The organism is Mycobacterium sp. URHB0021 (assembly GCF_054057895.1).
Genome location: NZ_JBSRZT010000002.1, coordinates 1192693 through 1214984 on the forward strand (window position 1 = coordinate 1192693; position 22292 = coordinate 1214984).

At 67.4% G+C, this 22292-nt stretch carries 23 protein-coding genes and 1 pseudogene; 15 read left to right on the forward strand and 9 right to left on the reverse strand.

Translation table 11 applies throughout. The features are described from left to right. Nucleotides 1-9: 9 nt before the first annotated feature. Nucleotides 10-2448, reverse strand: coding sequence for a transglycosylase/D,D-transpeptidase PonA2 (ponA2, locus tag ACVWWN_RS08070; protein ID WP_457143424.1), 2439 nt, complete (start codon nucleotides 2446-2448; stop codon nucleotides 10-12). Nucleotides 2449-2742: 294 nt separating this feature from the next. Here ponA2 and ACVWWN_RS08075 point away from each other — a divergent pair, with 294 nt between their 5' ends. Beyond that, nucleotides 2743-3099, forward strand: coding sequence for a WhiB family transcriptional regulator (locus ACVWWN_RS08075; protein ID WP_457143425.1), 357 nt, complete (start codon nucleotides 2743-2745; stop codon nucleotides 3097-3099). Between the two features lie 21 nt (nucleotides 3100-3120). Here the strand turns inward: ACVWWN_RS08075 and ACVWWN_RS08080 are convergent, their stop codons facing one another. After that, entirely contained in the window at nucleotides 3121-4251 is a 1131-nt protein-coding gene (locus ACVWWN_RS08080; protein ID WP_457143426.1) for an ArsA family ATPase, read from the reverse strand. A 31-nt stretch (nucleotides 4252-4282) separates the two neighbouring features. Next, on the reverse strand, nucleotides 4283-5302 hold the full coding sequence (locus ACVWWN_RS08085; RefSeq protein WP_457143427.1) for an ArsA family ATPase: 1020 nt from the start codon (nucleotides 5300-5302) through the stop codon (nucleotides 4283-4285). Nucleotides 5303-5350: 48 nt separating this feature from the next. Here ACVWWN_RS08085 and ACVWWN_RS08090 point away from each other — a divergent pair, with 48 nt between their 5' ends. Genes ACVWWN_RS08090 through ACVWWN_RS08100 form a run of 3 tightly spaced genes read left to right on the forward strand, consistent with a single transcriptional unit; the run spans nucleotide 5351 to nucleotide 6772 of the window. Then, nucleotides 5351-5512 carry a DUF4177 domain-containing protein gene (locus ACVWWN_RS08090; RefSeq protein WP_014817956.1) on the forward strand — a complete coding sequence of 54 codons (162 nt, stop codon included), beginning with the start codon at nucleotides 5351-5353 and terminating at the stop codon, nucleotides 5510-5512. Further along, a complete protein-coding gene (locus ACVWWN_RS08095; RefSeq protein ID WP_457143428.1) occupies nucleotides 5509-5973 on the forward strand; it encodes a RidA family protein in 465 nt (154 codons plus the stop codon). The genes ACVWWN_RS08090 and ACVWWN_RS08095 overlap by 4 nt, the downstream gene beginning before the upstream one ends. Nucleotides 5974-5995: 22 nt before the next feature. Then, nucleotides 5996-6772, forward strand: a complete 777-nt coding sequence (locus tag ACVWWN_RS08100) for an MBL fold metallo-hydrolase (RefSeq protein ID WP_457143429.1) — start codon at nucleotides 5996-5998, stop codon at nucleotides 6770-6772. Nucleotides 6773-6787: 15 nt separating this feature from the next. Here the strand turns inward: ACVWWN_RS08100 and crp are convergent, their stop codons facing one another. Continuing rightward, on the reverse strand, nucleotides 6788-7462 hold the full coding sequence (gene crp / locus ACVWWN_RS08105; RefSeq protein WP_457143430.1) for a cAMP-activated global transcriptional regulator CRP: 675 nt from the start codon (nucleotides 7460-7462) through the stop codon (nucleotides 6788-6790). 103 nt (nucleotides 7463-7565) lie between these two features. Then, nucleotides 7566-7859: a hypothetical protein gene (locus tag ACVWWN_RS08110; protein ID WP_457149047.1), complete on the reverse strand. Its 294-nt coding sequence runs from the start codon at nucleotides 7857-7859 to the stop codon at nucleotides 7566-7568. Nucleotides 7860-8110: 251 nt separating this feature from the next. Here ACVWWN_RS08110 and nth point away from each other — a divergent pair, with 251 nt between their 5' ends. The 4 genes from nth to marP are packed head-to-tail and all read left to right on the forward strand — an operon-like array spanning nucleotide 8111 to nucleotide 11418. Beyond that, a complete protein-coding gene (gene nth / locus ACVWWN_RS08115) occupies nucleotides 8111-8791 on the forward strand; it encodes an endonuclease III (protein ID WP_457149048.1) in 681 nt (226 codons plus the stop codon). A 16-nt stretch (nucleotides 8792-8807) separates the two neighbouring features. Continuing rightward, nucleotides 8808-9455 carry a TlpA family protein disulfide reductase gene (locus ACVWWN_RS08120; protein ID WP_457143431.1) on the forward strand — a complete coding sequence of 216 codons (648 nt, stop codon included), beginning with the start codon at nucleotides 8808-8810 and terminating at the stop codon, nucleotides 9453-9455. Further along, the gene (locus ACVWWN_RS08125) at nucleotides 9452-10228 is read left to right on the forward strand and encodes an NUDIX hydrolase (protein ID WP_457143432.1); all 777 of its coding nucleotides are present in this window, start codon (nucleotides 9452-9454) and stop codon (nucleotides 10226-10228) included. The genes ACVWWN_RS08120 and ACVWWN_RS08125 overlap by 4 nt, the downstream gene beginning before the upstream one ends. Further along, on the forward strand, nucleotides 10228-11418 hold the full coding sequence (marP, locus tag ACVWWN_RS08130) for an acid resistance serine protease MarP (RefSeq protein ID WP_457143433.1): 1191 nt from the start codon (nucleotides 10228-10230) through the stop codon (nucleotides 11416-11418). The genes ACVWWN_RS08125 and marP overlap by 1 nt, the downstream gene beginning before the upstream one ends. Here marP and ACVWWN_RS08135 read toward each other — a convergent pair. Together ACVWWN_RS08135 and ACVWWN_RS08140 are read right to left on the reverse strand one after the other, a co-directional pair. Further along, a complete protein-coding gene (locus ACVWWN_RS08135) occupies nucleotides 11415-12365 on the reverse strand; it encodes an alpha/beta fold hydrolase (protein ID WP_457143434.1) in 951 nt (316 codons plus the stop codon). The genes marP and ACVWWN_RS08135 overlap by 4 nt on opposite strands. Beyond that, nucleotides 12365-12886 carry a phage holin family protein gene (locus tag ACVWWN_RS08140; RefSeq protein ID WP_457149049.1) on the reverse strand — a complete coding sequence of 174 codons (522 nt, stop codon included), beginning with the start codon at nucleotides 12884-12886 and terminating at the stop codon, nucleotides 12365-12367. Before ACVWWN_RS08140 ends, ACVWWN_RS08135 begins: the two co-directional genes overlap by 1 nt. 117 nt (nucleotides 12887-13003) lie before the next feature. On the opposite strand from ACVWWN_RS08140, the gene ACVWWN_RS08145 reads away from it, so the two are divergent. Beyond that, nucleotides 13004-13729, forward strand: coding sequence for a serine protease (locus ACVWWN_RS08145; protein ID WP_457143435.1), 726 nt, complete (start codon nucleotides 13004-13006; stop codon nucleotides 13727-13729). On the opposite strand, the gene acs is transcribed toward ACVWWN_RS08145, so the two are convergent. After that, nucleotides 13730-15679 carry an acetate--CoA ligase gene (gene acs, locus ACVWWN_RS08150; RefSeq protein WP_457143436.1) on the reverse strand — a complete coding sequence of 650 codons (1950 nt, stop codon included), beginning with the start codon at nucleotides 15677-15679 and terminating at the stop codon, nucleotides 13730-13732. Nucleotides 15680-15762: 83 nt separating this feature from the next. Between acs and ACVWWN_RS08155 the strand changes: the two genes are divergently transcribed. Next, entirely contained in the window at nucleotides 15763-16233 is a 471-nt protein-coding gene (locus ACVWWN_RS08155) for a DUF6653 family protein (RefSeq protein ID WP_457143437.1), read from the forward strand. An 11-nt stretch (nucleotides 16234-16244) separates the two neighbouring features. Next, nucleotides 16245-16994 (forward strand): oxidoreductase, encoded by a 750-nt coding sequence (locus ACVWWN_RS08160; protein ID WP_457143438.1) that lies wholly within the window; start codon nucleotides 16245-16247, stop codon nucleotides 16992-16994. Nucleotides 16995-17421: 427 nt separating this feature from the next. Here ACVWWN_RS08160 and ACVWWN_RS08165 read toward each other — a convergent pair whose 3' ends face one another. Further along, nucleotides 17422-18246, reverse strand: a complete 825-nt coding sequence (locus ACVWWN_RS08165) for an HAD-IB family hydrolase (protein WP_457149050.1) — start codon at nucleotides 18244-18246, stop codon at nucleotides 17422-17424. Between the two features lie 453 nt (nucleotides 18247-18699). Between ACVWWN_RS08165 and ssd the strand changes: the two genes are divergently transcribed. The 4 genes and pseudogenes from ssd (at nucleotide 18700) to ACVWWN_RS08185 (ending at nucleotide 22288) form a co-directional block, all read left to right on the forward strand. Beyond that, the gene (gene ssd / locus ACVWWN_RS08170) at nucleotides 18700-19761 is read left to right on the forward strand and encodes a septum site-determining protein Ssd (protein WP_457143439.1); all 1062 of its coding nucleotides are present in this window, start codon (nucleotides 18700-18702) and stop codon (nucleotides 19759-19761) included. Beyond that, nucleotides 19758-20924: a TadA family conjugal transfer-associated ATPase gene (locus ACVWWN_RS08175; RefSeq protein ID WP_457143440.1), complete on the forward strand. Its 1167-nt coding sequence runs from the start codon at nucleotides 19758-19760 to the stop codon at nucleotides 20922-20924. Before ssd ends, ACVWWN_RS08175 begins: the two co-directional genes overlap by 4 nt. Further along, entirely contained in the window at nucleotides 20921-21712 is a 792-nt protein-coding gene (locus ACVWWN_RS08180; RefSeq protein WP_457143441.1) for a type II secretion system F family protein, read from the forward strand. The genes ACVWWN_RS08175 and ACVWWN_RS08180 overlap by 4 nt, the downstream gene beginning before the upstream one ends. Continuing rightward, nucleotides 21709-22288 (forward strand): annotated as a pseudogene (locus tag ACVWWN_RS08185) (type II secretion system F family protein). The gene ACVWWN_RS08180 and the pseudogene ACVWWN_RS08185 overlap by 4 nt, the downstream one beginning before the upstream one ends. Nucleotides 22289-22292 lie beyond the last annotated feature (4 nt).

Here is a 22292-nt window from a genome sequence, read left to right on the forward strand (position 1 = left end):
CCCGCCGGATTACGGCGGCGGCGGTGGTGGGGGCGGCGGCGGCCCGAGCACCGGCACGGTGATCGGCGGCAGACCGGGGATCTCGACAACCGTCGATCCCACTTGCGGGGGGAACCCCGGAATTCCCGGCGGCAGGCCCACCGGCGGTGGTGGCGGTGCCGGCGGGATGCCATTGGAAATCTGGATCGTGATGATTGAGCCCGGCACCGTCTGGCCGTTCGGCGAGGTCCCGACCACCGTGCCGTACGAGGACGCGCTGTTGACAGGGTTGGCCTGGTCGGCGACCTGGAAGCCGGCTTCCCTGAGGCGCTGGCGCGCGGTGTCCTGGTTCAGACCGGCGACGCTGGGCACCTTCGAGCCGGGCGCCCCGTCGACGTAGCGCGGATCGGTGGGCGGCAGCGCCACGTTGTCCGGCGTGTACTGCTTCATGGCGGTGAACCACGTGCGGGCCGGCTCGTTGCCGCCGTAGAGGTCGCCCGAGCCGCACTGGCGCAAGGGGAACGAGCACAGGTCCGACGGTGTCGTCGAATCGTCGTAGATGTAGTTGGCCGCGGCGTAGGCGCTGGTGAATCCCAGGAATCCGGAAGATCGGTGCGCTTCGGTGGTGCCGGTCTTGCCCGACACCGGCAGACTCCACCCCGCGGCCCCGGCCGAGCCCGCGGCGGTGCCGCTCTGATCGTCCTTACTCAGTGCGTTGGCCAGGGTGTTCGCCAGCCCCTCGGGCACCACCTGTTCGCAGGTCTCGGTGGTGACGGAGACGTCCTTTCCGGTGCGGTCGACGACCTTGTCGATCGGGTTGGGCGGACACCACACGCCACCGGACGCCAGCGTCGCGGCGACGTTCGACAGCTCGAGGGGATTGACCTCGATCGGACCCAGCGTGAACGAGCCGAGGTTCTGGCGCTTGACGAAGTCGGCCAGGCTCTCGTTGCTCTCCGGGTCGTAATCGCGGGCAGTGCCGGGCAGCGCATACGAGCGCAAACCCAGTTTGACCGCCATGTCGACGGTGCGCTGAACACCGACCTGCGAGATCAGCTTGGCGAACGCGGTGTTCGGCGACGTCGCCAGGGCGTCGGTGACGCTCAACTGGCCTCGATAGTTGCCGTCGTTCTGCACACACCAAGTCGCCGGGGGACAGCCCTTCGCGCCGCCGCTGCCAAGGCCCTTGGCCTCGAAGCGGGAGGGGGCGTCGAGGGTGGCGTTGATGCCCATGCCCATGTCGAGCGCAGCGGCCGTGGTGAAGACCTTGAAGATGGACCCCGCTCCGTCACCGACCAGTGAGAACGGCTGCGGCTGCATCGTCTCGCCGGCATCGATATTGAGCCCGTAGGTCCGGTTACTGGCCATCGCCACCACGGCGTGTGACTGCTTGCCGGGTCGGATCACGCTCATCACGCTCGCGACGCCGTCGAGGTCCGGGCTGGCGATGCCGTCGATCGAGGACTTGACCGGGATCTGCACATCGGGATCCAGCGTCGTCTTGATGAGATATCCGCCCTTGGCGACCTGTTCCTTGCTGATTCCCGCGCGGGCCAGGTAGTCGAGCACATAGTCGCAGAAGAAGGCCCGGTCGCCCGCCGCGATGCAGCCCCGCGGAAGTTCGTTGGGCTGCGGCAGGATCCCCAATGGCTGTTGCTTGGCCGCCCGCAGTTCGGTGGCGTGTTCGGGGACGTTGTCGATCATGGTGTCGAGCACCAGATTGCGCCGGGCCAGCGCACCGTCGGGATTGGTGTACGGGTTCAGCGTGCTGGTGGACTGGACCATGCCGGCCAGCAGTGCCGCCTGTTGCCAGTTCAGATCCGAGGCGTTGATGCCGAAGTAGGTCTGCGCAGCGTCCTGGACCCCGAACGCGCCATTGCCGAACGAAACCAGGTTCAGGTACCGGGTCAGGATCTCCGGTTTCGTGAACGTCTTGTCCAGGGTGAGCGCCATCCGGATCTCCCGGAGTTTGCGCGCGGGGGTGGTCTCGATCGCCGCGCGCTTCTCCGCGTCGGTTTGCGCGATCACCAGTAATTGGTAGTTCTTGACGTACTGCTGCTCGATGGTCGAACCGCCGCGGGTGTCGAGGTTTCCCGACAGATAACCGGAGAGACCCGTCAGGGTGCCCTGCCAGTCGACGCCGTTGTGTTCGGCAAACCGTTTGTCCTCGATCGAGACGATCGCGAGCTTCATGGTGTTGGCGATCTGCTCGCTGGGCACCTCGAACCGGCGCTGCGAATACAACCAGGCGATGATGTTGCCCTTGGCGTCGACCATCGTCGACACCTGCGGCACCTCGCCCTCGACCAGCTGGGCCGACCCGTTGGCGACCACGTCGGAGGCCCGGTTGGACATCAGGCCGAAGCCACCTACCACGGGAAACATCAGCCCTGCGACGACCACGCTGGCCAGCAAGCAGCACCACGCAAGCTTGATGACCGTCACGGCGGTCGGCGGGCGCTCAGACATGGTGTACAGACTAGCGACGTCGCCGGTCAGCATCCCTATCGCGGCTAAATAGCTCCTTCCACGAACCCCCGGACCTGCGCGAGCGTCAATTTTGCCGAATGACGGCACGGTCGTCCCAAAAAAGTGCCCACGTAACTGTTGCGCAGAACGCCCCTGACCACCTAAGTTGGGCACACAGTGCGATGCAGGTCACATTAGACCCTCGCAATGTGGCGTAGATCGCATCAGCGTTCTACACCGGAGGGCTACGCCGTCGCTGGAGAAAGCGGCGCGGCTGGAACGAAGGGATCGCTGGTGTCAGGAACAAGGCCCGCTGCGCGCAGGACGACTAGCACCACCTCAGCTCACAGTTTGGTCCACGGCGCCGAAGCCGAGGCGCGCATCGCGTGGGTGTCCCAAGCCCGTTGCCGCCAAGCGGATCCCGACGAATTGTTCGTTCGCGGCGCCGCCCAGCGCAAAGCGGCCGTCATCTGCCGGCATTGTCCGGTGATCCTCGAATGCGGGGCCGACGCCCTCGACAACCGGGTGGAATTCGGCGTGTGGGGCGGAATGACCGAACGCCAACGCCGCGCATTGCTCAAGCAGCACCCCGAGGTGGTTTCCTGGGCCGAGTTCTTCGCCGCCCAGCGCAAACATCGCAGCGCCGTTTAACCGGCCCGCTCCATTTGCGGCTCAGGCCGCTGAAGTCTCCCCGGTGATCTGGTCGGCGATGGCCCTCAACGCCTCCAAATCGGCCACGTCGAACGGCAGCGACGGCACCCCGACGATCGCCACATGCGGATTCGCGCCGGTGAACCGCGATAGCAGTCGCACCTCGCGCTTCGCCGTCGTCGACCGGTCCGCGTGGATCCGCAGCACCGCGGTGGCCAGCGCGTCGGCATCATCCTTGCCGAGGTCCTCGGCGGCCGCCGCCGCCTTCTCCGCCGCCAGATGGCACAGCGTTGGGTGGGTCCGGTTGAGGATCAGCCCGGAAAGCGGCATGCGTTCCTCCGAGAGGCGGTCGATGAAGAAAGACGCCTCGCGCAGCGCGTCCGGCTCAGCGGCCGAGACCACCACGAATTGCGTGCCGCGGCGCTTCAGCAGCTCATAGGTTCGGTCCGCCTTTTCCCGGAACCCGCCGAAGGTCGTATCCAGCATTTGGACGAAACCGGCTGCATCGGAAAGCATTTGCGAACCCAGCACGGTGGACAGCGCCTTCATTGCCAAACCCACCGCGCCGGTCACCAGGCGCCCGATTCCGCGACCGGGCGCCAGCAGCAGCCGCCACAGCCGGCTGTCCATGAAGCTGCCCAACCGCTTCGGCGCGTCCAGGAAGTCCAGCGCGTTACGCGACGGTGGGGTATCGACGACGATCAGGTCCCACTTGTCTTCTGCAAGAAGCTGTCCCAGCTTCTCCATCGCCATGTACTCCTGCGTGCCCGCCAACGACGTTGCCACGGTCTGATAGAACTGGTTGTCCAGAATCGCTTCGCCCCGTTCGCGCCCGGAATACTGGATGACCATCTCGTCGAACGTCCGGCGCATATCGAGCATCATCGCGTGCAGTTCGCCGGGAACCTCGGGTGCGAGCGGAACCCGTTGCGGCGTGTTGCCCAGATCCTTGATACCAAGCGCCTGCGCCAGCCGCTTCGCCGGGTCGATGGTGAGAACTACCACCTTGCGGCCGTATTCGGCTGCGCGCAAAGCCATCGCGGCCGCGGTGGTGGTCTTGCCGACCCCGCCTGCGCCGCAGCACACCAGCACGCGGTTGGAGGTGTCACGCAGCAGCGCGCCCATGTCGAGGGCGGTCGGTGCGGTACTCATCGACTTCTCCTGGTTGGTCCAAATCGCTCGCTCATCGGACGCCCTGGTGGGCAAGCGCTTCGGCGAGCTCGTACAGGCTGCCGAGGTCGACTCCGTCGGGTATCTGCGGCAACTCCAGCCGCGCCACGTCGAGTTCCTCGAGCTGCTCGGCGCTTTCGGTACGCGCCTTGATGCGCGTCGCGTGCTGGATGGTCTCAGTAAGCAGGCCGGCAAAGTCACTGTCGGACAAGGTGATTCCGGCGCTTTCCAGGCCCGCGCGCACGGCGTCGGCGTCGATGTCGCCTTCTGCCGCCTTGGCGAGGTCGTCGGCGGGCAGATAGGCCGGGATGTTGCGGTTGACGATGACGCTGCCGATGGGCAGGTTCAGTCCCCGCAGTTCCTCGATCGCTTCGAGCGTCTCCTGGATGGGCAGCGCTTCCAGCAGGGTGACAAGGTGGATGGCGGTGAGGTCGGAGTGCAACACCTTGACCACGCTTTCGGCCTGCGAATGCACCGGGCCCCCCTTGGCCAACTCCGACACCGCCGCAGTGACGTCGAGGAACCGGGCGATGCGGCCCGTCGGCGGGGCGTCCACCACGATGGCGTCGTAGACCGGCTGCTTGCCCTTCTCGGCCCTGGTCACGATCTCGCGGATCTTGCCGGTCAGCAGCACATCGCGCAGACCGGGTGCGATCGTCGTCGCGAACTCGACGGCGCCGATGCGGCGCATGGCGCGGCCGGCCAGGCCGAGGTTGTAGAACATGTCGAGATACTCGAGGAATGCCGCCTCGGTGTCGATCGCCAGCGCATTGACATGACCGCCGCCGTCCGCGGTGGCGATCTTGAGCTCCTGATACGGCAAGGGTGGCACGTCGAACAACTGGGCAATGCCTTGGCGCCCTTCCACTTCCACCAACAGCACCTTGCGGCCGCCCGCGGCCAGGGCCAGCGCCAGCGAGGCCGCGATCGTCGACTTGCCCGTACCGCCCTTGCCGGTGACGAAGTGCAGACGCGCCTTGGTCAGGCGAGACGGCCAGCCGACCGGTCTACCGCTGTTCGCTGAGGTAGCCACCCCTGCATGCTAGCCAAGGCCACGGTGCCGCCCGATAAGCTCAGCGATATGAGCGAACCGACCCGCTGGGAGTACGCCACCGTGCCACTTCTGACGCATGCCACGAAACAGATCCTCGACCAGTGGGGCGAGGACGGCTGGGAGCTGGTGTCGGTGCTTCCCGGCCCGACCGGCGAGCAGCACGTCGCCTACCTGAAGCGACCCAAGTGACCGGGTCGACTTGGTCTGAGCGCTTGGCCGAACTCGGCATCGAGCTGCCCCCGGTGGTGCCGCCGGTAGCCGCCTATGTGCCCGCGGTGCGAACGGGCAACCTGGTCTACACCTCGGGTCAATTGCCGATGCAGTCGGGCGGTCTGGCGCAGACCGGCAAGGTCGGTGGGCAGGTCAGTCCCGAGCAGGGCAAGGCGCTGGCGCGGATGTGCGCTCTCAACGCGCTCGCGGCGGTGAACTCGTTGGTCGGTATCGATGCGGTGACGCGAGTGGTCAAGGTCGTCGGTTTCGTCGCCTCGGCGCCCGGGTTCAATGGCCAGCCGGGTGTGGTCAACGGGGCCTCGCAGTTCCTCGGCGACGTGTTCGGCGATGCCGGCGCGCATGCGCGCTCGGCGGTCGGGGTGTCCGAACTGCCGCTGGACGCACCGGTGGAGGTCGAACTCATTGTCGAGGTCGCGTGAGCGACGATCGGGCCGAGGTGGCGTGACGATCGAGCACCCGGCCTACGGGCTGCTGCGTCCGGTCACCGAGACCGCGTCGGTGCTGCTGTGTGACAACCCCGGGTTGATGACGCTGGAGGGCACGAATACCTGGGTGATGCGCGGCCCCGGCAGCGACGAGATGGTCATCGTCGACCCGGGCCCCGACGATGACGAGCACATCGCTCGCATCGCGGAACTCGGCAAGATCCCGCTCGTACTCATCAGCCATAGACACGACGACCACACCGGGGCCATCCACAAGATCGTCGACCTCACCGGCGCGGTGGTCCGCAGCATCGGCAGCGGCTTTCTGCGCGGCCTCGGCGGTCCGCTGGTCGACGGGGAGGTCATCGAAGCCGCGGGGCTGCGAATCACGGTGATGAGGACCCCCGGCCATACCGCCGACTCGGTGTCGTTTGTTCTCGACGACGCCGTGTTGACCGCCGACACGGTGCTCGGCCGGGGCACCACTGTCATCGACAACGAGGACGGCAGCCTCGGCGACTACCTGGAGTCGCTGCGGCGCCTGCAAGGCCTCGGCAGCAGAACCGTTCTGCCCGGACACGGTCCGGACATCGGCGATCTGGCGGCCGTCAGCACCATGTACCTGGCGCACCGTGAAGAACGACTCGATCAGGTGCGAGAGGCGTTGCGCGCGCTGGGTGACGAGGCGAGCGCACGGCAGGTCGTCGAGCACGTCTATACCGATGTCGACGAAAAGCTTTGGGACGCAGCCGAATGGAGCGTGCAGGCGCAGCTGGACTACCTGCGCGCTTGACCTGTGGCGGGCGGGTCAGCGGGCCCGCCGCGCCAATCTCTCGCTGTCGGAGATCAACACGCTCTTGCCCTCCAGGCGGATCCAGCCGCGGTGGGCGAAGTCGGCGAGCGCCTTGTTGACGGTCTCGCGTGACGCCCCGACCAACTGGGCGATCTCCTCCTGCGTCAGGTCGTGCGTCACGCGCAGGGCGCCGCCCTCTTGAGTGCCGAAGCGCTGGGCCAGTTGCAGCAATTGCTTGGCGACCCGACCGGGCACGTCGGTGAAGATCAGGTCGGCCAGGTTGTTGTTCGTGCGCCGCAGCCGGCGAGCCAGAACCCGCAGCAATTGCTCGGCGATCTCGGGGCGATCGGAGATCCACGCCCGCAGTGCGTCGCGGTCCATGGACACGGCGCGCACCTCGGTGATGGTGGTGGCGCTCGACGTCCGCGGTCCGGGGTCGAAGATCGACAGCTCGCCGAACATGTCCGACGGTCCCATGATGGTGAGCAGATTCTCGCGGCCGTCCGGTGACCGGCGACCGATCTTGACCTTGCCCGAAACGATGATGTACAGCCGGTCGCCCGGCTCACCCTCGGCGAACACGGTGTGCCCACGCGGGAAGTCGACGGGTTGAAGCTGCTTCGTCAGCGCGGATACGGCGCTGGGCTCGACTCCTTGGAAGATTCCGGCCCTGGCCAGGATCTCGTCCACGTTGCCCCTCTTAAGCTGTTCGGTGATATGACATGCGAGTAGCTGATCTCGCATTGGTTAACGAGATCAGTCTAGAGGTACGCCATTTCGTGACCAGCCCACGCTACACACGATTGGCATGCCGGGTCTCCTGAAATTCAGGATTTACCCGCTGATGGAGGTATAGCCGCGTCGGCAAACCGGCGGCAACGGTGCCGGCAGTCCGGGTGTCGGTTGCCAGCTCCTGTTCGTGCAGCCGCTGATGCAGACCGTCCAGTGCCAAGCCCATGCCATCCCGCACCAGCGTGTTCACGTCGTCGGTCTGTGCCTGCTCGAGGAAGGTGGCGACATCTGTAGCCGAAACAGTGTCGCGATGCAGGCCGGATTCGATTCGCTCGAGCCCGAAAGTCGCCAGCATCAGCAACCCCGGTATAAACGCTACGAGCAACCACGACACAAGGCTGAAGTAAACACGGCCAAGGTCTCAGCGGGATTACGAATTGTCACCGGTCCGCACCAGGCTCGTCGGACCCGCTCAGTACGCTGGGAGTCGTGACTGTGCGCGAGACCTCAGCCGATGAGCCTGCCGCCGCCAAGACGCCGCGGCGCGCGTCTTCGCGCAAGTGGGACGATGAGACCCGGCTGGGCCTGATCCGCCGCGCCCGGCGGATGAATCGCTCTCTGGCGCAGGCATTCCCGCACGTGTATTGCGAGCTGGATTTCACCAATCCGCTGGAGTTGACGGTCGCGACCATCCTGTCCGCGCAGAGCACCGACAAGGGCGTCAACCTCACCACGCCGGCGCTGTTCAAGAAGTACCGCACCGCGGTGGATTATGCGACGGCGGACCGCACCGAACTCGAGGAGATGGTCCGGCCCACCGGTTTCTACCGGAACAAGGCCAATTCGCTGATGCGCCTTGGTCAGGAACTCGTCGAGCGGTTCGACGGGCAGGTCCCCAGGAACATGGACGAACTGGTGACGCTGCCCGGCGTCGGCCGCAAGACCGCGAACGTGATCCTGGGAAACGCCTTTGACATCCCCGGTATCACTGTCGACACCCACTTCGGCCGGCTGGTCCGGCGCTGGCGCTGGACCGCCGAAGAGGACCCGGTGAAGGTCGAACACGCGGTGGGGGAGCTGATCGAGCGCCCGGAGTGGACGTTGCTCAGCCATCGGGTTATCTTCCACGGCCGCCGCGTGTGCCACGCCCGCAAGCCGGCCTGCGGAGTATGCGTGCTGGCCAAGGACTGTCCGTCGTTCGGCGCCGGTCCCACCGACCCACTAATCGCCGCGCCGCTGGTGAAGGGTCCCGAGACCGAACACCTGCTGGCACTGGCCGGGCTGTAAACCGCCCGCCTGGCTCATGAGCACGTCGACCCGCTGGACCGTCGCGGTGATGGTCATCGTCGTCGCCCTCGGGGTGGCGCTCTGGCAGCAGTTGGGCGACGACGCCGCACCCTCCGGATCTCGCGCGCCTGCGCCCGCCCGGGACCACCGCGACGCCGACACCGTCGAGGCGCTGGCGGGGCCACGTGCCGGCGCCGACCTCGAGCCCTGCCCGCCGTCAGGAACCGGTGCCGGCCCGGCGGCCCTGCACGGCATCTCACTGGAATGCGCCGGCGACGGAACGATGGTCCACGTCGCCGAGGCGGTCGCCGGCAGGGCGACGGTGCTCAACCTGTGGGCTTACTGGTGCGCACCGTGCGCACAGGAACTGCCCGCGATGGCGGAGTATCAGCGCCGGGTCGGCCCGGCCGTGACCGTGCTGACCGTGCACCAGGACGAAAACGAGACGGCCGCCCTGTTGCGGCTCGCTGAGCTCGGTGTTCGGTTGCCCACCCTGCAGGACGGCCGCCGGCTGATCGCCGCCGCTCTGCGGGTCCCCAACGTGATGCCCGCGACCGTGGTGCTGCGCGCGGACGGTAGCGTTGCCGAAGTTCTGGCACGGTCTTTCGCAACCGCCGACGAGATCGCCGCGGCGGTCGACCCACAGATAGGAGCGTCGGCGTGAGCTGGGTCAGCGAAGAGGGTGAGCTCGCCCCCGACGCTGCGCCGCCGTGGCTCAAACCGCTGGTCGACAACGCCGACCGAGTGAAGAAGGTCTATCGGCGCCGGGTGCCGCCGGAAGTTCTCGCGATGGTGATGGCGGCCAGCGCCAAGGCCGCACTCAACGGCGGCCGCGACGCCGCGGTGCTGGTGCTCTTCTCCGGCCCACAGAATTGCCCGTCGGGCGGCCTGCCCCATGACGCCGACCTGTTGGTGACGGTGCGGGCATCGACCCTGCGGCACCACGCCGGGCAGGCCGCGTTCCCGGGGGGTGCGGCCGATCCCGGGGACGATGGCCCGGTGTCCACCGCACTGCGCGAGGCCCGTGAGGAGACCGGCATCGATATCGGCAGGCTTCAGCCGCTGGCCACCCTGGAGCGGATGTTCATCCCGCCGTCGGGCTTTCAGGTCGTGCCCGTGCTCGCCTACTCGTCCGATCCCGGGCCGGTGGCCGTCGTCGACGAATCCGAAACCGCGCTCGTGGCGCGGGTTCCGGTGCGCGCATTCATCAACCCGGAGAACCGGATCATGGTGTACCGCAAGGAGAACACCGCTCGATCCGCCGGCCCGGCGTTCCTGCTCAACGAGATGCTGGTGTGGGGGTTCACCGGCCAGGTGATCTCGGCGATGCTCGACGTGGCAGGCTGGGCGCAACCGTGGAACACCGACGACGTGCGTGAAGTCGAGGAGGCAATGGCCCTCGTCGGCCACGACGGCAGCTACGGTGAAGCCCAATAATGACATCGTCACAGTGGCTCGATATCGCCGTTCTCGCGGTGGCGCTCGTCGCCGCCATCTCCGGTTGGCGTTCGGGGGCGCTGGGCTCGTTGCTGTCGTTCGTCGGGGTGGTGCTCGGCGCGGTGGCCGGGGTTCTGCTGGCGCCCCACGTGGTCAGCAACATCACCGGCGCCCGCACGAAGCTCTTCGTGACGCTGTTCTTGATACTGGCACTGGTCGTGATCGGCGAGATCGCCGGCGTCGTGCTGGGCCGTGCGGTTCGCGGCGCGATCCGCCATCGCTCGCTGCGCACGTTCGATTCGGTGATCGGGGTGGGCCTGCAGCTGATCGCGGTGCTGGTGGCCGCCTGGCTGCTGGCCACGCCACTCACCTCGTCAGATCAGCCGAACCTCGCCGCCGCGGTGCGCGGGTCGAAGGTGCTGGGCCAGGTCGATCAGTTGGCACCGCCGTGGCTGAGATCCGTGCCGACGAGGCTGTCGGCGCTGCTCAACACCTCGGGCCTGCCGCAAGTTTTGCAACCGTTCGGCAGGACCCCGATCGTCGCGGTCGACGCACCGGATGCCGCACTGATCGGCGACCCGGTGGTGGCCGCGACGCGGCCCAGTGTGGTGAAGATCCGCGGCGTCGCGCCCAGTTGCCAGAAGGTGTTGGAGGGCAGCGGCTTTGTGGTCGCCCCGAACCGGGTGATGTCGAACGCTCACGTGGTTGCCGGCTCCGACAGCGTCACGGTCGAGGCCGACGGGCAGACCTACGACGCGGGGGTGGTCTCCTACGATCCCCAGGAGGACGTCTCGATCCTCGATGTGCCCAATCTGCCTGCCGCGCCGCTGACGTTCGACGACGCCCCGGCGGCCACGGGCACTGACGGCATCGTGATGGGTTATCCCGGTGGCGGAGACTTCGCCGCCACACCCGCTCGGGTCCGCGAGACCATCGAGCTCAAGGGCCCCGACATCTACCGGACCACCACTGTCAGCCGTGAGGTGTACACCATCAGAGGTACAGTGCGGCAAGGGAATTCGGGTGGCCCGATGATCGATCGGAACGGAAAGGTGCTGGGCGTGGTGTTCGGCGCCGCGGTCGACGACGCCGATACCGGCTTCGTGCTGACGGCGAGCGAGGTCTCGCGCCAGATGGCCACGGTGGGAAGCACTCAGCGGGTGCCCACCGGTGTGTGCGTCGGTAGCTAGCCGTACACCTGCGTCAGGAAGCGCGACAGCTGTTCGTTGACCACGTCCGGTGCTTCTTCGTGTCCAAAATGTCCGGCGTCCGCGATCGATACATACCGTCCGTGCGGTGCGTAGCGCTGAGTGCGATACACCGGGTCCGCCAGGACGTAAGGATCGGCGTCGCCCCGAAGGTGCAGGACCGGCACTCCCAGCGGCCGCTTCATCGACCGCATGAACCGACGGCCTTCGCCGCGGAGTTGGCTACGCACCGCCCAGCGTTGATACTCCAGTGCCGAGTGGGCGGCCGACGGGATCCGGATGGCCTGGCGCATGTGGCCGATGGTCTCCGAGAAGTCCTCCGAAGCAAGCCATTTGCCGCTGGCGCGGGAACGAACCAGACGCTCGAGCTCCTCGGCGTTGTTGCGGGTCAGGGCGCGTTCCGGCCACATCGGCACCTGATGGCGCAGCATCGACGGCAGCAGCGCGATGCCCTGGTCGCGGCGTGACAGCGCGGATGCGCGCAGCGCCACGGGATGCGGTGAGCTGACCACCGCGATCGCGCGGACCACGCGGGGGTGCAGCACCGAGGTCGCCCAACAGACGAGACCTCCGTCGGCGTGCCCGACCAGCGTCGCAGACCCGTGGCCGAGCGCGCGGACCAACCCGGCGGTGTCACCGGCCAGCGTCCAGCCGTCATAGCCGCGGGGCGGCTTGTCGCTGCCGCCGTAGCCCCGCAGGTCGACGGCCACCACCCTCGCTCCGTTCAGGCCCCTGAGCTGGTGACGCCACGACCACCAGAACGATGCGAAGCCGTGCAGGAGGATGACCAGCGGCCGGTCGGTGACCGGTCGGGTGGGCGCGTCGGGGGCGTCCGCCTCCACGACATGGAAGCGAATCCCGTTGGCATGTACCTCGAGATGACGCCACGGACCGTCGATGCGCACCACCGACGGGTCGGGCGGGATCATTACCAGCCCGACGGGTCTGCGGTCGAGGCGGGCTTACCGCCGTCGGCCGATGCGATCGACTTGGCGGCCCTGTCGTGTCCGGGGGTGAGCGCCTCGGGGATCTCTTTGACCGATTCGATGGTCTGCTGTGGTCCCCGGATACGCCGCACCTTCAGATAGCCGAGCAACGCCAGCAGCCCGGTGGTCAACACCATGACACCGAAGACGATCAGGAACGCGACCCACCGCCACAACCAGGTGTCGAGCAACTCGGCGACGAAGAAGAAGAAAAAGAACGTGGAGTAGAACAAGACAACCAGCGCCAGGATGAAGTAGACGCTGCCCGTGAGGCCCTTCTTGACGTCGCGGGTGATCTCTGCCTTGGCCAGCTCCACCTCGGCCCTCACCAGCGTCGACACCTGGGTGGTCGCATCCTTGACGAGGTCACCGATGGACGGGTCGGCCTTGGCGGCGTGCGGATCAACCAGCGGTATCGAGGTCACGGTGGTGGGTACGCCATTCCTGCGATCGCTCACGGACAGTTCCTCCCCGCATCTATGTCAGTCGCGGTTCATGTTGCCATGTGGCGCCGCCCGAAACGATTCCGGCCGACGTTAGACTGTGCGGACTGAATCGATGGGCGGGTCGGGCAAACCTGGATGGGGGACAGACACTTGAGGACCAGCGGCCCGTGCCGATTGGCGTCTGCCGCGATCGTGGCCCTGACCGCGCTTCTTTTCCCAGCCAGTCCTGTCGCGCACGCCGACGAACCGGTGACGCTGGGTGGCGGGTCCGGGCTGGTGGTCGAGGGCGACACGCTGTGCACACTCACGACGATCGGGAACGACAACCGGGGCAACCTGATCGGCTTCACTTCCGCGCACTGCGGAGGCCCGGGCGAGAAGGTGGCCGCCGAAGGTGCCGAGGCTGCCGGTGTGCTCGGCACGATGGTGGCGGGCAACGACGCGCTGGACTACGCCGTCATCCAGTTCGACCCGCAGAAAGTCCGGCCCGTCAACAATATCAACGGCTTCGAGATCGACGGGTTGGGCCCCGACCCGGTGTTCGGCGATTTGGCCTGCAAGCTGGGCCGCACCACGGGTTACTCATGCGGGGTGACATGGGGGCCGGGCCAGGAGCCCGGCACCATCGTCAATCAGGTCTGTGGGCAGCCCGGTGACTCCGGCGCGCCGGTGACCGTCAACAACCGACTGGTCGGCATGATTCACGGAGCGTTCAGCGAGGACCTGCCGACCTGCGTCGTCAAGTACATCCCGCTGCACACACCGGCGGTGACCATGTCGTTCAACACGCAATTGGCCGACATCACCGCCAAGAACCGTCCCGGCTCGGGATTCGTCCCGGTCGGTGCGGACGCTGCTTGATCACTTGCTGGCCCGGATTGCCTCGAACACGCCGGGATCCACCAGCGTGGACGTATCGCCGAGCTCACGGCCCTCGGCGACGTCGCGCAGCAACCGGCGCATGATCTTGCCGCTGCGCGTCTTCGGCAGCTCCGGCACCACGTGGATCTCGCGCGGTCGGGCGATTTTCCCGATCTCCTTGGCCACCTGCTCACGGAGCTGCTCGACCATGTCGGCGTTGTCGGGCGCCTGCGACTCGAGGATCACGAACGCGCAGATACCTTGGCCGGTGGTCTCATCCGCGGCGCCGACGACGGCCGCCTCGGCCACACCGGAGTGTCCGACAAGTGCCGACTCCACCTCTGCAGTGGAGATCCGGTGGCCGGACACGTTCATCACATCGTCGATACGCCCGAGCACCCAGATGTTGCCGTCGGAGTCGACTCGAGCACCGTCGCCGGCGAAATACCAACCTTGGTCGGCGTAGCGCGACCAGTAAGTCTCCTTGAATCGTTCAGGGTCGCCCCAGATGCCGCGCAGCATCGACGGCCACGGCTCGTCGAGCACCAGGTAACCCGTCACGTGCTCGGCATCGTCGGCGCCGGGCTCCAGGTCCTTGCCCTCCTCGTCGACGATCTTCGCCGAGATGCCCGGCAGCGGTGTCATCGCCGAACCGGGTTTGGCGGCCGTCACCCCGGGTAGCGGTGAGATCATGATCGCGCCCGTCTCGGTCTGCCACCAAGTGTCGACGACCGGAGTCCGGTTGCCGCCGAAGGCATCCCGGTACCAGCGCCAGGCCTCGTGGTTGATCGGTTCGCCGACCGAGCCGAGCAGCCGAAGCCTGGACATGTCATGTGCGTCGGGAATCTTGCGGCCCAGTTTCATGAACGTGCGGATCAGCGTCGGAGCGGTGTAATAGATTGTAACGCCGTACTTTTCGATCACCTCGAAGTGCCGGTGCTCGTTCGGCGAGGTGGGTGTGCCTTCGTACACCACCTGGCTGACACCGTTCGACAGCGGACCGTAGACGATGTAGGTGTGTCCGGTGACCCAGCCGATATCGGCTGTGCACCAGTACACATCGGCTTCCGGCTTGACGTCGAACACAGTGTCGACCGTGTATGCCGCCTGCGTGAGGTAGCCACCCGAGGTGTGCATGATGCCCTTTGGCTTACCGGTGGTGCCCGATGTGTAGAGCAGGAACAGCGGATGCTCGGAGTCGAACGCCTCTGGGCTGTGTTCCGGTGACGCGCCGTCTACAGTCTCATGCCACCACAGGTCGCGGCCGTCGGTCCACTCCACGTCAATTCCGGTGCGCCGCACCACCAGAACGTGCTCGACGGATTTCTGCCCGTCTACGGCTTCATCCACCGCCTCTTTCAGCGACACCGCTTTACCGCGCCGGAACTGACCGTCGGAGGTGATGACGAGTTTGGCCTCGGCGTCTTCGATACGGGCCGAGAGGGCTGACGCGGAGAAGCCGGCGAACACGACGGAATGCAGCACCCCCAGCCGCGCGCACGCGAGCATCGCGACGATCGCCTCGGGGATCATCGGCATGTAGATGGCGACCCGGTCGCCGGCGACCAGCCCGAGATCGGTCAGCGCGTTGGCGGCCTTGCAGACCTCAGCCTGCAGTTCCGAATAGGTCAGGGTGCGGCTGTCGTCGACCGGCTCACCTTCCCACCGGATCGCCACCCGGTCGCCGTTTCCCGCCTCGACGTGGCGGTCAACGCAGTTGTAGGCGACGTTGAGCTTGCCGCCGACGAACCACTTGGCGACCGGTGCCTCCGACCAGTCCAGGACCTCGGTGAACGGGGTCTCCCACGAGAGCCGGTTGGCTTGCTTTCCCCAGAACGCCAATCTGTCCGCTTCGGCCTCGCGGTACAGCTCCTCTGTCGCGTTGGCCTGCGCGGCGAAATCATCGGGCGGGGGGTAGGCGGACGGAATGTCGGTGTGCATCTCGGACATAACTGTGAGCGTAGTCACCCGGCCTCGCCTGGTTATGTCCGAGACCCGGGCAAGTCCGGGTCGGGTGGCGCGACAATGCGGGGATGGGCATCATGTCGAAGATCGCCGGCGTTTTCGGGATGACCGACGACGCATGGCAGCGGCATGCGAACCCGTGGAGCGTGTGGACGCGGTTCGCGGCGATCCCACTGATGATCCTGGCGATCTGGAGCCGGATCTGGCTTGGCTGGTGGTGTCTGGTGCCGATCGCCGTGGTCATCGTCTGGCTCTGGCTGAATCCGCGCGTGTTCGCACCGGTGCGCACGCCGACCGGTTGGGCGGCCAAGGGCATCTATGGGGAGAAGCTCTGGTTGAAGCAGCGTCATGCGGTTCCGCCCGAGCACCGCGCGGTGCTCCGCCTGCTGGTCTCGGCCGGCGGGGCGGGCTTCGTCCTTCTGGCCTACGGACTCGTCAGGCTCGAGGTCTGGCCGACCATCTTCGGGGCCACCCTCATCGTGATGGCCCAGCTATGGCGGATCGACCGGTTCGTCGTTCTCTACGAACGCACGCAGTAGCCTGTGCTGCCGTGACCACGCCCGCCGATCCGTTGGCCCCACTCGCCGCGCTGCCCGGCGTCGCCGAGGCGGGCGAGGAGGCGCGTGAGGCGTTGGGCCGGGCCCATCGACACCGCACCAACCTGCGCGGCTGGCCGGCCACGGCGGCCGAGGCGGCGCTGCGGGCTGCCCGGGCGTCCTCGGTGCTCGACGGCGGGCCGTTGCAGTTGTCCCGGGGCGGTCAGGCCGATCCCGTGCTGGCGGGTGCATTGCGGGTTTCGGAGGCGCTGGAGGGCGGCGAGACGTCGTTGATCGGGGTGTGGCGGCGGGCTCCGCTGCAGGCCATCGCGCGACTGCATGCGCTGGCTGCCGCCGACCTGACCGACGACGAGCATCTCGGACGGCCCCGCGGAGACGCCGACGTCGGGCGTCGGCTCGAACTGCTGGCCGACATCGTCACCGGCGGCACCAGCGTGCCCGCGGCGGTGCTGGCCGCGGTCGTCCACGGCGAGTTGCTGACCCTGGAGCCGTTCGGCACGGCCGACGGTGTCGTGGCCCGGGCGGTGTCGCGGCTGGTGACCATCGCCAGCGGTCTCGATCCGCATGGTCTCGGCGTGCCGGAGGTCTACTGGATGCGTCAGTCGCGCGACTACCGGACCGCGGCACAGGGCTTCTCGTCGGGCACGCCCGATGGCCTCACGGCTTGGTTGGTGCTGAGCTGTCGCGCTCTTCATGCCGGCGCCTGGGAAGCACTGTCGATCGCGCAGCCGGCGTCGTCCTGAGGTCGTCAGCGGGGATCCCAGCAACGTAAAAGCGGGCGACGCTCCGAAACTCGTTCGGCTCGCCGCCCGCCAACACGGACTCCGGTTACCATGCGTGCTTTCTGGGGTTGCGTGGGTGACCTCGGCGCGTTTGCGATGCGCTACGACTGCGGCCCCACCCAAAGGACCGTCGTGATCGTCCGCTTTTCTCAATTACGCAGGCCCGCAACACTTTTACCTATTCCGCGGCATGTGCTCCGCGTGGGTGCCGGGATCCGTGCTGGGTAGCCTGACTCGGGAGGCCGAGCCTTCTCTTCCGGCTCGGTCTTGGCCTTGCCAAGCTTCCGTGGTTTCCTTTGTACTCCGTGACCACGGTCACATCAAGGCCTAGATCTACCTGTGTCGTCGGATTGTTACCGCCGGGGCCAGCTACTACAGGCAGTAGCTTCTAGAACGCGAAGCGCCGGAGCAGTGAATAGGTCAGCGCGCCGGCCGCCAGGGCGCTGACGCCCACCGCCGCTGTGGTCGCCATCGCCGCGCCGGACGGCGCGGGAATGCGGTCCCGCAGCGAGACCGGTCTGGTGAAGGTGAGCACCGGCCATCCCCGCAAGGTGGCTTCTTTGCGCAGCGCACGATCGGGGTTCACCACGGTCGGGTGGCCGACGGCCTGCAGCATCGGAAGATCGGTCACCGAGTCGGAGTAGGCGTAGCAGTGTTCCAGCGCGTAGCCCTCGCTGGCGGCGAGTTGGCGAACCGCTTCGACCTTGCCCTCGCCGTAGCAGTAGAACGCAATTTCGCCGGTGTACTTGCCGTCTTCGACGACCATTCGGGTCGCCATCGCATGGGTGGCGCCGAGCGCGCGAGCGATCGGCGCCACGATTTCCTCGCCGGACGCCGATACAACGACCACGTCGCGGCCACATAATTTGTGATCCGCGATGAGGTCGGCCGCCTCGGCGAACACCAGGGGGTCGACGATGTCGTGCAGCGCCTCACCGACGATGGACTTCACCTGTTCGGCGTCCCAGCCGGTGCACATGTTGGCGATATAGGAGCGCATCCGGTCCATTTGATCGTGGTCCGCGCCAGACATCAGGAACAGGAACTGTGCGTAAGTGGATTTGAGAACGGCCCGACGATTGATTAGCCCTTGGTCGAAGAAAGGTTTGCTGAAAGCCAATGTGCTCGATTTAGCAATGACCGTCTTATCAAGATCAAAGAATGCCGCGGTACGCACGTGCCGACCCGGCGGCGACACCGCCGCGGAACCCATCGCCCCTGCGTCTGCCGGATTAGTCGGGTCCACAGGGCTCAGCATAAAGGCCCCTGCGTGACACGACTCGACAGAGTGTACAAATTGGCAGTTCACGACAGGTGCCGGTGACTGCAATCTTTCCTGGAACCGGGTGCTTTCCCCGGCAAGCAGTACTTGCGCCGCTGCAAGGTGCCGTGTGTATAGTGAGCATTACTCGGCTTATGCCGGGTGTGCATCAGCCCGACCCCCCGGGGCTGATACACGACGACCTCCGCCTCCTCCCCCCCTGGCGGGGGTCGTCTCTTTTGGTGGGTACCCTTCGCCCAGCGGATAAGTAGGTAGTCCTCGCCTAGTTGCGGAACGCGATTTTCGGACTCCGGCTATTGCGCGACTCATCCCCAGTTGCGGTTTTATCCACAGACCCTGTCGAGCCCGTGGCCGGGTGTCGTCCACCCACAGCAGGGTGGTGGCATGACCACGGCCCAGGCAATCCTTGCTCTCGTCGCTGACCCGGTACTGCGCGAAGACGTGGACCGTGTCGCCGCCGCTGCCGGAGTCCCGGTGGTGCACGCCGCCGAACCCTCCAGCCGCAAGGTGTGGACAGGTGCGGTGGCGGTCCTGCTCGACGTGGACGCCGCGCGCCGGTGTGCCGATCGGTCGTTGCCGCGGCGCGGGCAGGTGGTGCTGGTCGGCCGGAGCGCTCCTCGGGCCGCCGACTGGGAGGCGGCCATCGCCGTCGGCGCCCAGCACGTCATCGCGCTGCCCGGGCAGGACGGCGAATTGATGGACGAACTGTCCGAGGCCGCCGACTCGTGCCGCGGGGGTCGACGCCGGGGCCCGGTGGTCGCGGTGATCGCCGGCCGTGGCGGGGCCGGTGCGTCCGTGTTCGCCACGGCGTTGGCGCAGACCGCATCGGAGGCGTTGCTCGTCGATGCGGATCCGTGGAGCGGCGGCATCGACCTCGTCCTCGGCAGCGAATCCCTGACTGGGCTGCGCTGGCCCGACCTCACGCTGCAGGGTGGTCGGCTGGACTATGCCGCGCTGAGGGACGCGCTGCCCCGGCGGCACGGGGTCAGCGTCCTGTCGGGCAGCCGCTCCGGTGGAGATATCGACGCCGCACCGCTGAGCGCGGTGATCGACGCGGGCAGCCGGGCCGGCGCGACGGTGATTTGCGATGTGCCGAGGAGATCGACCGCGGCGGCGGAGGCTGCGCTCGACTGCGCAGACCTCGTCGTCGTGCTCGCCACCGCCGACGTTCGATCGTGTGTCGCCACCGCGGCGCTCGCGCCATGGGTGTCGGCGATAAATCCGAACGCCGGTGTCGTCGTGCGGGGTCCTGCACCCGGTGGCCTTCGCCCGTGCGATGTGGCGAAGATCGTGGAGCTGCCGCTGCTGGCGGCGATGCGGCCTCAATCGCGAATGGACGAGGTCCTGGAACGCGGAGGGCTCAGGCTGACGCGCAGATCTCCGCTCACCTCCGCCGCCCGCCACGTCCTGACGGTGCTCGACGGTCAACCGGCGGTGGCAGCGTGAGCGTCTCGCTCATCGACCGGGTCCGTGAGCGGCTCGCGGCCGACTCCGCACCCTTGCGTCCGAATGTGGTGGCCGCCGCGATCCGCGCGGAGTCGGGTGGTGTGCTCGGTGACGCCGAGGTACTGAGCAACCTGCGGGTCTTGCAGACCGAGCTGACCGGGGCGGGCCTTTTGGAGCCGTTGCTATGCGCTGAGTGCACCACCGATGTCCTCGTCACCGCTCCGGACGAGGTGTGGGTCGACGACGGAAACGGTTTGCGCCGCAGCTCGCTTCGATTCGCCGACGAGGACGCAGTGCGCCGGCTGGCGCAGCGGTTGGCGCTCGCGGCAGGGCGCCGTCTCGACGAGGCACAACCGTGGGTCGACGGCCAGCTGACCGGCCTTGGCACCGGGCAGTTCACCGTTCGGTTGCACGCGGTACTGCCGCCGATCGCCCCCGCGGGCACCTGCCTGTCGCTGCGGGTATTGCGCCCCGCCAACCAGGATTTGGCCGTACTGACCCACATCGGCACGATTGGGCAGGAGTCCGGCGCCCTCCTGCGGGGCATCATCGGTGCGCGGCTCGCGTTCTTGGTCTCGGGCGGGACCGGCGCCGGTAAGACCACACTGCTGGCGGCCGCACTCAGCGAGGTCTCCGCAGACGAGCGCATCGTCTGTGTGGAGGACGCGGCCGAATTGGAGCCGCGTCACCCGCATCTGGTGAAACTCGTTGCCCGGTGCCCCAACGTCGAAGGCGCCGGTGAGGTGACCGTGCGCGATTTGGTGAAGCAGGCCCTGCGCATGCGTCCCGACCGGATCGTCGTCGGTGAAGTTCGCGGCGCCGAAGTCGTCGACCTGCTCGCCGCCCTCAACACGGGCCATGACGGCGGCGCAGGTACCGTGCACGCGAACAGCCCCGCGGAGGTACCGGCCCGGCTCGAGGCACTGGCCGCGCTGGGCGGTCTGGACCGAGCCGGGCTGCACAGTCAGCTCGCCGCCGCGGTACAGGTTGTCCTGCACGTCGGCCGCGACCATACCGGCGCCCGTCGGCTGAGCGAGATTGCGGTGCTGCGGCGTGCGGACGACGGCTTGGTGCGGGCCGCCACCGCCTGGCAGTGGCGAACCGGATTCGGTTGCGGGGCCGAGTATTTGCGCGAACTGATCGAATTCAGGGACCGATCGTGACGACCGCGGCGCTGTCACTGGCGCTGGCGCTGCTGGTCGCACCGTATCGGTCGCGACGCAGGCTCGATGGTCTGGCCTTGCGTGCACCGATGCCCGGCACAGTCGGACGGGCAGCGAGCGCATGGGGCGGTTGGGTCGTCGCGGTCGTTGCGGGCCTTCTCGCACCGATAGGCGCGGTGGCGGCGGCGGCCCTCGTCGGGGTCACCGTGTTCCTGCGTAGGCGACAGTCTGGTGCACGTCGGCGCCGCGGCGCCGAATCCACCGCCCTGCAGTCCGCGTTGGATGTCCTCGTCGGAGAGTTGCGCGTGGGAGCCCACCCCGTCGCGGCGTTCGACACCGCTGCGGCGGAGACAGCGGGGCCGGTCGCTGATTTCCTTCGCGCCGTGTCCGCGCGGGCGCGGCTGGGCGCCGATGTGGGGGAGGGCCTGCGCTGCGTTGCCCGGGAGTCGTCGGTGCCCACGCACTGGGAGCGGCTGGCGGTGTGCTGGCAACTGGCCGAGACGTATGGCCTGGCGATCGGGACGCTGATGCATACTGCGCAACGCGACATCATTGAGCGGGAACGCTTTTCGACCAGAGCCGAGGCTGGAATGGCGGGGGCCCGGACCACGGCGGCAGTGCTCGCCGGATTACCGGTGCTCGGCATCGGGCTCGGGCAGCTCATCGGCGCGGATCCGCTCACCTTCTTGTTCTCCGGAGGTGCGGGTGGCTGGTTGCTGGTCATCGGTGTCAGCTTGGCCTGCGCCGGCCTGCTCTGGACCGATCGAATCACCCGGCAGTTGAGATGACGCTGGCTGCAGTGCTTCTCGCGACGGCCCTACTCATGGGCGGCGATTCAGAACGCAGCAAATTCCGTGCGGCGCTGAGCACTCCGGCAGGGCTCGCGGCCAGCGGTTCCGCGCGACTCCGGCGATCCACTGGCGATGGCGTCCACTTTCGACGTGTTGGCGGCGTGCCTGCGTTCCGGGATGGCGGTGTCCACGGCGGCTGCAGCAGCGGCACAGTCGGCGCCTGCACCGTTGGCGCGGTTACTGCGCCGGGCGTCGGACCTGCTGGCATTGGGCGCCGCGCCCGACACCGCCTGGTCGAATCCCGATTCGCGACCGGATGCCCATGTCGAGGCGTTGCTCCGACTGGCGAGACGGTCCGCGGCATCCGGCACGGCGTTGGCCCTGGGAGTGGCGGAGTTGGCGGCGCAATCGCGGCACGACGCCGCTGACACGGCGGCAGCGGCGGCCGAGCGGGCATCGGTGTTGATCGCCGGGCCGCTGGGGCTTTGCTACCTGCCGGCATTCGTGTGCCTGGGGATCGTTCCAGTCGTCGCTGGTCTCGCCGGCGATGTGTGGCGCGCAGGATTCTTCTGAAACG

What these genes read in the sequence shown, in the direction of transcription:
- ponA2 (WP_457143424.1), bottom strand. Translation starts at nt 2,448, where the DNA reads ATGTCTGAGCGCCCGCCGACCGCCGTGACGGTCATCAAGCTTGCGTGG.
- ACVWWN_RS08110 (WP_457149047.1), bottom strand. Translation starts at nt 7,859, where the DNA reads ATGCTGGCGACTTTCGGGCTCGAGCGAATCGAATCCGGCCTGCATCGC.
- ACVWWN_RS08135 (WP_457143434.1), bottom strand. Translation starts at nt 12,365, where the DNA reads ATGATCCCGCCCGACCCGTCGGTGGTGCGCATCGACGGTCCGTGGCGT.
- ACVWWN_RS08080 (WP_457143426.1), bottom strand. Translation starts at nt 4,251, where the DNA reads ATGAGTACCGCACCGACCGCCCTCGACATGGGCGCGCTGCTGCGTGAC.
- ACVWWN_RS08165 (WP_457149050.1), bottom strand. Translation starts at nt 18,246, where the DNA reads ATGGGTTCCGCGGCGGTGTCGCCGCCGGGTCGGCACGTGCGTACCGCG.
- ssd (WP_457143439.1), top strand. Translation starts at nt 18,700, where the DNA reads ATGACCACGGCCCAGGCAATCCTTGCTCTCGTCGCTGACCCGGTACTG.
- ACVWWN_RS08120 (WP_457143431.1), top strand. Translation starts at nt 8,808, where the DNA reads ATGAGCACGTCGACCCGCTGGACCGTCGCGGTGATGGTCATCGTCGTC.
- ACVWWN_RS08155 (WP_457143437.1), top strand. Translation starts at nt 15,763, where the DNA reads ATGGGCATCATGTCGAAGATCGCCGGCGTTTTCGGGATGACCGACGAC.
- marP (WP_457143433.1), top strand. Translation starts at nt 10,228, where the DNA reads ATGACATCGTCACAGTGGCTCGATATCGCCGTTCTCGCGGTGGCGCTC.
- nth (WP_457149048.1), top strand. Translation starts at nt 8,111, where the DNA reads ATGAATCGCTCTCTGGCGCAGGCATTCCCGCACGTGTATTGCGAGCTG.
- ACVWWN_RS08145 (WP_457143435.1), top strand. Translation starts at nt 13,004, where the DNA reads ATGGGGGACAGACACTTGAGGACCAGCGGCCCGTGCCGATTGGCGTCT.
- acs (WP_457143436.1), bottom strand. Translation starts at nt 15,679, where the DNA reads ATGTCCGAGATGCACACCGACATTCCGTCCGCCTACCCCCCGCCCGAT.
- ACVWWN_RS08090 (WP_014817956.1), top strand. Translation starts at nt 5,351, where the DNA reads ATGAGCGAACCGACCCGCTGGGAGTACGCCACCGTGCCACTTCTGACG.